This is a genomic window from Streptomyces hainanensis, assembly GCF_004348415.1.
GTDB lineage: Bacteria > Actinomycetota > Actinomycetes > Streptomycetales > Streptomycetaceae > Streptomyces > Streptomyces hainanensis.
In genome coordinates this window covers 1-5,417 of the sequence record NZ_SMKI01000497.1, presented here as the reverse complement: position 1 = coordinate 5,417, position 5,417 = coordinate 1, and the positions used below count along the sequence as shown (strand labels likewise).

Annotated in this window: 5 protein-coding genes; 2 read left to right on the top strand and 3 right to left on the bottom strand. The window is 74.2% G+C overall.

The window, feature by feature from the left end; genetic code table 11:
- Position 1 precedes the first annotated feature (1 nt).
- Both E1283_RS31030 and E1283_RS31025 read left to right on the top strand, forming a co-directional pair.
- Entirely contained in the window at positions 2-1,234 is a 1,233-nt protein-coding gene (locus tag E1283_RS31030; protein WP_132821505.1) for an amino acid permease, read from the top strand.
- Positions 1,235-1,294: 60 nt separating this feature from the next.
- Positions 1,295-2,071 carry an HNH endonuclease family protein gene (locus tag E1283_RS31025; protein ID WP_132821504.1) on the top strand — a complete coding sequence of 259 codons (777 nt, stop codon included), beginning with the start codon at positions 1,295-1,297 and terminating at the stop codon, positions 2,069-2,071.
- A 25-nt stretch (positions 2,072-2,096) separates the two neighbouring features.
- Here E1283_RS31025 and E1283_RS31020 read toward each other — a convergent pair whose 3' ends face one another.
- The 3 genes from E1283_RS31020 to E1283_RS31010 all read right to left on the bottom strand — a co-directional run.
- The gene (locus tag E1283_RS31020) at positions 2,097-3,473 is read right to left on the bottom strand and encodes a GH1 family beta-glucosidase (RefSeq protein ID WP_132821503.1); all 1,377 of its coding nucleotides are present in this window, start codon (positions 3,471-3,473) and stop codon (positions 2,097-2,099) included.
- 353 nt (positions 3,474-3,826) lie between these two features.
- A complete protein-coding gene (locus E1283_RS31015) occupies positions 3,827-4,015 on the bottom strand; it encodes a hypothetical protein (RefSeq protein WP_132821502.1) in 189 nt (62 codons plus the stop codon).
- Positions 4,016-4,093: 78 nt separating this feature from the next.
- The coding region (locus E1283_RS31010; RefSeq protein WP_132821501.1) for a D-alanyl-D-alanine carboxypeptidase family protein at positions 4,094-5,417 on the bottom strand (1,324 nt) is incomplete at its 5' end.

Genomic DNA, 5,417 nt, shown 5'->3' with positions numbered 1-5,417 from the left:
GCTGACCGCCGCCCAGGGCACCGCCCTGTACATCGGCGCCGTGCTCGGCACCGGCGTGATCGCGCTGCCGGCGCTGGCCGCCGACGCGGCCGGCCCCGCCTCCCTGCTGGCCTGGCTGGCGCTGGTCGCGCTCTCCGCGCCGCTCGCCGCCACCTTCGCGGCCCTCGGCGCCCGCCACCCGGACGCCGGCGGCGTCTCCACCTACGCCCGGCTGGCCTTCGGCGACCGCGCGGCGGCCGTCGTCGGCTGGTGCTTCTTCTTCGCCGTGCCGGTCGGCGCGCCGGCCGCCGGGCTCTTCGCCGGCGCCTACGTCGCCGCCGCCCTCGGCGGCGGCACCACCACCGTCGTGACCACCGCGGCCGGCCTGATCGCCGCCGTCGCGGCCGCCAACGCCGTCGGGCTGCGGCTCACCGGCCGGCTCCAACTCGTCCTGGCCGGGCTGCTGGTGACGCTCGTCCTCGGCGCCACCCTGCTCGCGCTGCCCGAGGCCCGCGTCGACAACCTCCAGCCCTTCGCCCCGCACGGCTGGGCGGCCGTCGGCACCGCCGCCACCCTGCTGGTGTGGAGCTTCGCCGGCTGGGAGGCCATCACCCACCTCGCCGGCGAGTTCCGCCGGCCGGCCCGCGACCTGCCGCGCGCCACCGCCGTCGCCGTGCTGGTGGTCGGCCTCCTCTACCTCGCCGTGGCCTTCGCCGTCGTCGCCGTCCTCGGCCCGGCCGCCGCCGACACCGAGGCCCCGCTCGGCGAGCTGATGGCCCACGCCCTCGGCGGCGACGCCCGGCTGCTGGCCGCCGGGCCCGCGCTGCTGCTGTGCTTCGGCACCATGAACGCCTACTTCGCCAGCGCCGCCAAGCTCGGCGCCGCCCTCGGCCGCGACGGCGCGCTACCCAGCTGGCTGGCCCGCGGCAGCGTCGCCGGCGAGGTGCCACGCCGCAGCCTGGGGCTGGTCGCCGGCGGCTCGGCGCTCTCGCTGGCCGTCGTCGCCGCCCTCGACGCCGGCCCGCGGCCGCTGGTGCTGCTCAGCACCGGCTGCTTCGTCACGGTCTACGCCGTCGGCGTCGCCGCCGCGCTCCGGCTGCTGCCCCGCCGCAGCCCCGGCTGGCTCGCCGCGCTCGGCTCGCTGATCGCCGTCTCCGCCCTGCTGCTGCTCTCCGGCCGCTACCTGCTCTGGCCGCTGCTGCTGGCCGGCGGCGCCCTGCTCTACCTCAGGTCGCGCCGAATGGTACGCCCCTGACCAGGAGTTGTTACCGTCTTCCTGGCAGAGGTGGCAGGGCGGGACAGAGGAGCGACGGTCATGCGAGCAGTCATAGCGGGCGGCGGGCGGGGCACCCGACACGGAGGGCTGACGAGGACGGCGATCGGTCTCGCGGCGGTCGCGCTGACCGTCGGCGGCTGCACGCTGGAGGACGTGGACGGCGACGACGAGACGGGGGGCACCGCGCGCCCGTCCGAGTCCTCGGAGTCCTCGGGGGCCTCGGGGTCCCCGGAGGCGCCGGGGGCCGGCGGCTCCGGGGTCTCCGACGTCCTCCCCGGGCTGCCGGCCCCCGACGAGGCCCGCGAGCTGCTGGCCGGCCTGACCGTCGCCGAACCCCGCCCCATGACCGGCTACTCCCGGGACGCCTTCTCCCACTGGACCAGCACGGACGGCTGCACCACCCGCCAGACCGTGCTGATCCGCGACGCCGAGGACGTCGCCGTGGACGACGACTGCGCGCCGACGTCCGGGAGTTGGCGCAGCGCCTACGACGGCGAGACCTTCGAGGACCCGGGCGACCTGGACATCGACCACATCGTCCCGCTGGCCAACGCCTGGCGCTCCGGCGCCGACTCGTGGACGGACGACCGCCGCGAGGAGCTGGCCAACGACCTCCAGGGGCCCCAGCTCCTCGCCGTCAGCGCGGCCAGCAACCGCTCCAAGGGCGACCAGTCACCCGACGAGTGGCTGCCCCCCGCCGAGGACTTCCACTGCACCTACGCCGTCGCGTGGACGACGGTGAAGGACACCTACGAGCTGACCGTCACGGACACCGAACGGGACGAGCTGACCCGCCTGTTGGACACCTGCCCCTGACGCAGGGGCGGTCCGGGCGGCGGCCCTACAGCGCGTTGGCGCGGGTGACCTCGGAGAACCAGCGGCCGCTGTCCTTCAGCGTGCGGCGCTGGGTCTCGAAGTCCACGTGCACGATCCCGAACCGCTTCGAATAGCCGTGCGCCCACTCGAAGTTGTCCAGCAGCGACCACACGAAGTAGCCGCGCAGGTCGACGCCGTCCGCGATGGCCCGGTGCGCGGCGGCGAAGTGCCGCTCCAGGTACGAGCGCCGGTCCTCGTCCCGCACCCGGCCGTCGCCCGTCACCTCGTCCGGGAACGCCGCCCCGTTCTCCGTCACGTACAGCGGCAGCGGACCGTACTCCCGCCACACCCGGGTCAGCGTCTCGTGGAGCCCGTCCGGGTCGATCTCCCACCCCATCTCGGTCACCGGCACGCCGGGCCGCTTCACGAACTCCACGTCCTCCGAGCCCACCCAGTGCGACGGCTGCCCGGGGCGCGCCGTGCCGGCCCGCACCACGTGCCGCGAGTAGTAGTTGACGCCGAGGAAGTCCAGAGGTGTCGAGATCACCGCCAGGTCGCCGTCGTGGACGTGGTCGGTGCCCGTCACCTCCGCCAGGTCCTTGAGCACGTCGGCCGGGTAGGAGCCGCGCAGCAGCGGGTCCAGGAACATGCGGTTCATCAGGCCGTCGATGCGGCGCGCCGCGTCCTGGTCGGCCTCGGCCGGCGTCGCCGGGTCCACCGGGTACAGGTTGACGGTGGTGCCCACGCTCGTCGCGCCCTGCGCGCGCAGCGCGCGCGCCGCGAGACCGTGGCCGAGCAGCAGGTGGTGCGCCGCTCGCACCGCCGCCGCGCCGTCCGTGCGCCCCGGCGCGTGGTGGCCGCTCGCGTAGCCGAGGAACGCCGCGCACCAGGGCTCGTTGAGCGTGGTCCAGTCGGCGACCCGGTCCCCGAGCCGCTGGTGGATCAGCGCCGCGTACTCGGCGAACCGCTCCGCCGTGTCCCTGGCCGGCCAGCCGCCCGCGTCCTCCAGGGTCTGCGGCAGGTCCCAGTGGAACAGCGTCACCCACGGCTTGATGCCGTACTCCAACAGCCCGTCCACCAGCCGCTGGTAGAAGTCGACGCCGGCGCCGTTGAGTTGACCGCGCCCCTCGGGCTGGATACGGGGCCAGGCGAGCGAGAAGCGGTAGTGGCTGACCCCGAGGTCGGCCAGCAGGCTCAGGTCCTCCGGGTAGCGGTGGTAGTGGTCGTCGGCGACGTCGCCGGTGTCGCCGCCAGCGGTCCTGCCCGGGGTGTGCGAGAACGTGTCCCAGATGGAGGGCAGCCTGCCGTCCTCGTGCACCGCGCCCTCGATCTGGTAGCTGGCGGTCGCCGTGCCCCAGACGAATCCGTCCGGAAAGCGCACCTGGCTGAGGTCGTCTGTCATGGCGGGAAGACTTTCTATGAAATGTCTACGAGAAAGCGCGCGAAGAGGGAATCGCGCGCCGCGTCCTGCGAAGAGTAAGCCACTCCCGCCCACCGCCCACCGCCCGGCGACACCTCACGCCCCGGCCGACCGACGCCTCTCGTCGGTGAGTTCGGGGGGATCGTGGCGTGGTGAGGGGCGAGGCGACCGCCGACGTTCTCCGGCACCGCCCCGTCCGGGTCATGGTGGAGAGGCGGGTTGACGCCGCCCGCGGCGGCCGCCGGCTCCGGCGCGAACGCGCCGCGTCCCGCCCGTGGCGTCGCCGTCTCCCGCCCGTGGCGCCGGCCGGGGGTGTGCGGCCGGGGGTGTGCGGCCTACCGCGACTCGCAGTGCGAGCGGTATCGCTCGGCCTTGTCCAGGGTCGCCGTGAAGCGTTCCCACTGCGCGGCGGCCTCGGCGGTCGGACCCACGGTGAAATCCTCCGGGTCCAGGAAGTCGAGCCGCTCCCGCGTGGCGGGATCGAGATCCCGCCACGCCGCCTCATCCTGCGGTGACCGAGCCACAGTCGTCGCACACCCTCCCAGCCAAGGCCCCGCGCGGCGTTGGCCCCTGCCGACGGGGCCAACGACTCTAGCGCGACCTCAGCCCAGGCGCAGCAGCCTGCTGGTGAAGCCGGGTTCGGCCAGCTCCGAGCCGAGCGCGATGGGTACGGAGGTGCTGCCGATGGTCAACGTGCCGACCTCGGTGCCGGCCGTCGCCGTGGCGGGCACGCCGTCGCCCCCGGGTTCCAGATCCATCCGCACCTCCAGGCCGTCCCAACCGGCCGCCTGCACGTCCTCCGTGACCACCACCGGCGTGCGCCCGCCGAGCCCGTCGTCGACGTAGCCGACCTCCTCGCCCGCGGCGATCAGGGTTTCCCCGCGCAACGTCCCCTGGGCGAAGTCGATCAACTCGCCGCCGGCGGTCAGGGCGCCCGTGAGGATCGAGTTGTCCGACGGGTGCGGGGGCTGGGCGAGCACCGCGCCGATGATCATCTGCTGGGCGCCGTCGACGTCCTGCACGGCGGCGAACAGCAGGTTGCCGCCGGCGGCCGTCGTGGTGCCCGTCTTGATGCCGACCACGTCGCCGGGCGAGACGAGCTGGTTCCAGTTCGAGTGGTTCTCGCCCTGGCTGTCGTCGTACGAGAGTTGGGCCACGATGTCCCGGAACACCGGGTCCTCCATCGCGGCCCGGCCCAGCAGCACCTGGTCCTCGGCGGTGCTGACGGTGTCGGAGTTGAGGCCGCTCGGGTCGGTGTAGGTGGTGTTCTCCATGCCGAGTTCGGCGGCGGTCTCGTTCATCTTGTCGACGAACGCCTCCTCCGAACCGGCGTCCCAACGGGCCAACAGCCGCGCCACGTTGTTCGCGGACGCGATCATGATCGCCTGGAGCGCCTCGTGTTGGGTGAGGTCCGTGCCGGCCTCCACCTCCACGGTCGACTCGCCGTCGTCACTCAACTGCGCGTCGTCCTCGGCCTGTTGGTCGACCGGGATGGCCGCGCCCGTGGAGCCGAACTCCATGGGGTGTTCGCGGAGGATGACATAGGCCGTCATCACCTTGGCGACCGAGGCGATCGGCACCGGCTCCTGCTCGCCCGAGGTGCCGAAACCGCCGAGCCCCTCGACGTCCAGAGCGGACTGCCCGGAGGCGGGCCACGGGACGGACGGCGCCTCGCCGTCGAACGTGTAGGTCTCGCTGGCCGTCAACCGGAGCTCGGGCTCGGGCAGCGGGCGCAGCGACTGGGCCACCACCAGGGCGACCAACAGCAGCAGGGCGAACGGCGTGTAGATCTTCACGCGGCGCCACGTCATGCGGAGCGGCGTCTCCGGCGGCGCCGGCCGGTTGGTGAGCGAGGCCAGCAACTCCAGCGGATCGCGGTCCGCGTCGGCGGGCGGCGGCGGCGGCGCGGCCGGCTTGGGCGGGGCG